Source organism: Phycisphaerae bacterium (assembly GCA_035384605.1).
Classification (GTDB): domain Bacteria; phylum Planctomycetota; class Phycisphaerae; order UBA1845; family PWPN01; genus JAUCQB01.
The window spans coordinates 1-4,813 of sequence record DAOOIV010000195.1; the positions used below are offsets into that span (position 1 = coordinate 1).

Genomic DNA, 4,813 nt, shown 5'->3' on the forward strand with positions numbered 1-4,813 from the left:
GTATAGACCGTCTGGGTATTGGCCGTGTCGCCCGTGCCGTTCTTGTGCTCGACCGTCTTGGTCAGGCGGCTGAGCTTGTCGTACTCGAAGCCGGTGATAATGCCGTTGTTGTCGGTGGCGGTCAGGCGGTTGCCCAGGCCGTCGTAGGTCAGCGAGGTGTATTTGTCGGTGCCGCCTTCGACCAGCGGATCGTAGAGTTTGACCGGCCGGTCAGCTTGGTCGTACTGATACTGCCAGGTGTGGTTCAGGCCGTCGGCCCGGCTGGTGATGTTGCTGTTGGCGTCATACCCCAGGTCCAGGATCGCCCCGACCGAGTCGTAGACCGTGTCCAGCCGGTTCACGGCGTCATAGGTCCGTGTCACCTGGTTGTTGTTGGGCAAGGTCACCACCCGCAGGTTATCCGCTCCGTCATAGGTGGCCGTGGTGACGATGGTTGTACTGCTCGGGCCGATGCGGGTCTCTTCGACGAGGCGGTTGGCCTCGTCGTATTCATATTCCGTCCGTTCACCCTCGGGCAAAACGACGGCCGTCACGTTGCCGACAGGATCAAGCTCGCGCTGGTAGATGATGTCGTCGGTATCGCCGCCGTTGTCGGCCGTGTCGGTCACCTTGCGAACCAACTTGACCAGCCGGTCCAGCTTGTCGTAGTACAGGTAGGTAATCTTATTGTCCGGGCTGGTAATCTTGTGCGGCCGCCAGCGACACGCGCAGCCGCCGTCGGTGTAATCGAATTGGGTGGTGAGCGCAAGCGTCTCCGGCGCCACCGTCTGCGTCAGCCGGCGGTTGATGTTGTCAAAGGTCTGGCTGACCGAGTACTTGTCGCCGTTCGGATTGGTGGTCAACGTGCGGTCGATACGAGTGGCATTGCCGACGCCGTCGCGGGTAAAGATCGTCTGGTAATTCTCCGGGTCCAGAACGCTGATCAGGAAGTTCTGGGCGTTGTAAGTGAAGGTCGTCGTGTTGTTGTTGGCGTCCGTAATGGTCTCGACGTTCCCGTTACCGTCATAGGTCCAGTGAGTCTCGAGATTCAGTGAACCATAGGCGACGGTGCGTTTGACGGCCCGGCCGCGATGGTCATAGTCAAACTTGGTCTTGTGGCCTCGCGGGTTGGTGACCTCCTTCAGATGCCCTTCCCCGTCATAAACGTAGCTGGTGGTGAGGTTGAGGGCGCCGGTACCCGGGTCATCGATACTGGTCGTGACGCGACCCACCTCGTCTCGAACCCATTGAACAATCGTCTCGCGGTCGCCACGTTCGATGATCCGACGCGTTCGGCGACCGAGGGGGTCGTACTCGCAGCGGGTCACAAGGTTCAGCAACCCCGTGCCGTAGCCGCGGGTCATCTTGGTGATATTGCCCTGGTAATCGCACTCGCAGACCATGACATGGCCGTTGACGTCGGTCTGCGTATATTTCTTGATACGGTTGGGCAAGGGATCGTTGCCGGAAGGAACGCCCTCAGTCGAACCGTAGTATTCGTAGGTAATCGTGGTCACCGCGTCGGTGGGCGTCTCGATCAGCGGATCGGTGATTTGGGTCACCCGCCCGTGCGAATCGTAAGCATAGACCCACTGGTCGGTGTCCGGCTCGGTGATAATGGTCAGGAGCGAGGGCTTGGAGGGATGGTAGGAGTAGCTCCACAACTGGTTCGCGCGATTCCTCTCCGTGGCGAGCCTGCCGTAGGCGGTGTAGGTGTACTGTTCCGTCAGGTTTCGTTCGTTGGTTACGGAAACAATGCGGTCACTCTGGTAACCGTCATTGTCACCGCCGTACGTGACCGAGCGTGTGTAGTTGTTGGGGCTAACGATTGAGGTAATTCGACCTTTGTCGTCGCGGTAAAGAGTCCAGGTGGCCCCCCGGCCGTCAACGACCGTCACGTTACCGGGGGAAATTGCCGACAAGGCCGATTCGTCGCGGCGAGAAGGAAACCCGGCCGCCGACGAAACGCTGGCAACGACGTTGCCCTCGCTGTCCTTGATCGTACGCTTGTCGAGGTATGAGCTGTACTCGATGGTGTAATAGCGGTTGTCTTTGAGGGTCTCCTTGGTCATCCGGTGCCATGAGTCGTACTCATACGAAGTACTGTGCATGGTCGGGTCAGTAACCCTGATAAGGTTTCCATTGCTGGGATCGTAAGTGAGGGTGGTTTCCCGGGCATCCGGACCGATGATGGTTTCCAGGCGCCCATTGGTATCGTACTCAAACTGGATCTCTCGTCCGTGCGGAGTCACGACTTTCACGAGTCGGCCGTTGGAGTAGTAATAGCGGGTCACCAGGTCGTGGACGTCGGTACGCTCTGTTAGTCGCCCCTCATCATCGAAGACCAGATGCACGCCGTCCTCCATCGTGATCTCGTAGTGGCTGCCGACTCGCGTCAGGATGTCACGGCGCCCGTTGGCGGTCACGAACGTTTGCCCGTTCCAAAGGAAGTAGATCCGCTGAAAACGCCCGTACCAGAAGGTAACCTTCACAACAGTCCCCTCGACGAGCTTCTCCTCGACGCGTCCAAAGAAGCTGTGCGACCAGCCGTATGCCCCGAAGACTGTGTTCACGTACGCCGACCGGGAATCGTAGTACAGGGTCAACGATAGCTCGGTACTGCCGTATGCGTACGTCTCAAGAACATGGACCGAGGCCCCGACCTGGCCTTTGCTGAGGTTGAGGTACACGCCGTCGCCGATGCTTCCTTTACCCGAGCCACCGCCACCAGTCTGTGCGGGCGGGTCCTGATTGTAAGAGGGTGGAGCGGGATCTTGCTCAGAGTCTTCTTGGCAGGGCGCACCCCCTCCGCCGGCCGAGACTCCACCGCCGCCGCACCCATGTGTGCTTCCCGAAGATCCGACGCTTGCGGCACATAGCTGAACATCAGGCGGCTGATCAGGATCGGGACACGGCGGTAGTTCAGGCGGTGGCAGAGGAGGAATATCACCAGCGGGCGCGGTGAGGCCTGACGTCGGAACCTCCGGCCACGGCGGCGCATCCGGGCATGGATCGCCCGAAGTGGCGTCGGTTTCGTCGTCGCAGTTGTACACGCAGGTGCCGTCGACACAGACGTAGCATTCGGGGCACTCGACGTCCTTACAGGGGTCGTCGAGATTCAGCGCCAGGACCTGGCTGCCGGTACCCGGCGGGCCTCCCAACCAGAAAATGGCATCTGCCCCGAAGCCCAACGACAACACCGCCAGAACGATCGCCGTACGATTGAATGATCGGCACATGTCTTGAACCCTTCCCTTGTCTGTCTTGCCTGGGGCCCGCGGCTGCTCCTGCTTGCTCAGGCCCGAAACTCGCTTATTCGCTCATCGGACTCCGTTTGCCTCGGAACAACGCCGAGCCGGCTGATTGTGCAACCTACTGAAGCCCCCCCGACAGCTTGTTCTGGCACAGTTTGCGAAATCGCGAGACCCACTCCTGGTACTGCTGGGGATAGCGAGCCTCGATTTCATCGAGAATCGCCAGCCCGCCCTCCGGGTCGCCTCCCTGTGCCTTGTACAGCGATGACCGGACCAGTGAGCCGACACGGATCTCCTGCAGGTTCGCGTCGGGGTACTGGGCATAGTCTTGATCGATAGCCCGAGCTTCTGTAGCGGCCTGGTCGTACTGGTGGTTCCAGGCCAGGGCCTGTATCCACATGTAGCGAGCGAAGGCCTGCTTGCTGGGATGCTCCTCTGGCCCGAATCGGCTTACCAGACTCTGAGCCACCTCAAGCGAGCGACTGTCCAGTTCCGCGTCGTGCAAAACCTTCACCGCTTGCTCGATGGCGTAGTGCGAGCCGGCCGGCTTGGCGGTTGCGGCCACCTGTGCCCAGGCCGCCGAAGCTGCCTCGGCCGTCTGGCTCATCACCGGCTTGGCGCTCTGGTATTCCACCCAGCGGCCCCGCAGACGGTGCTCCCGGGCCAGCAGACGCGCCGCCCGGGCCTGACCCAAAAGCCCTTCCGCCTGACGGTCGGGTGTGTCGGCCTGGGCCTGCGACTGTTGGTGGACGGTCATCGCCTCCTGGAACCGGCGCTGCTTCTCGTACAGCCGGCCCAGCCAGTGCAGGCGCAGGAACGGCTGGTTGGTTACGGTGCTGGATGGGGCAGGAGCCAGCTTCTCGAACTCCTTCTGCACCATGGCTTGCGTCGGATCCGCGTTTTCTGTCGGAGCCAGCAGGTAATGCTGCCAAGCCTCGGCCTCGGCCGGCGACATGAACGACACCATCCGCTGGGCCAGCAACTCGTCGGAACCGGTGATCTGGGCCGGGTCTTCGATGCCCATCCGCAGCCAAGCGATGGCTCGTTCGCGCATGCCCAGGTGCCGCATCTCGCTGGCCGCCTGGAGGCGGGCCCGGTCGATGATGCCCTCGTCCAGTTGCTTGGTCTTGGCGATGTCAAACGCCGCCAAGTAATGAGCCAAGGCCTGCTCGTGAAGCGGGCCCCAATCGCCGCCGGCGGCTTGGACTGCGTCGCCGTGCTGTCGACAGACCTCGCCGGCCTCGAATTCCGCCTCCGCGGCCAGCGGCGGGCGACTGGCGTGGCTGACGGCAACGGCCATTTGAAGGGCTTCGAGGGCCTGCTCGTATTCCTGCAACTGCTTGTGCGAGCGGGCCTTCCAGATCAGCCCCCAGGCCACCTGCTCGTCATTGGCCTTGCCGGCCGCGTGGTCGGCGATGATATCGTCTGTTACCTGCCGAACGCGGCTGTGAGCCGACAAGTTGAGCAAGACCTCGGCCAGGAACACGCGCGCCCAGTTGCGCTGCTGAGCATACGCGTCGGCGGCTGCAAAAGTGATGACTTGTTCCAATGCCTCTGCGGCAGGGCCGAAATGCTGACGA

At 61.6% G+C, this 4,813-nt stretch carries 2 protein-coding genes; both read right to left on the bottom strand.

The window, feature by feature from the left end:
- Nucleotides 1–3,218, bottom strand: a 3,218-nt coding sequence (locus PLL20_21520) for a hypothetical protein (protein HPD32579.1), incomplete at its 3' end; no start/stop codon positions are given.
- 133 nt (nt 3,219–3,351) lie between these two features.
- The coding region (locus PLL20_21525; protein ID HPD32580.1) for a hypothetical protein at nt 3,352–4,813 on the bottom strand (1,462 nt) is incomplete at its 5' end.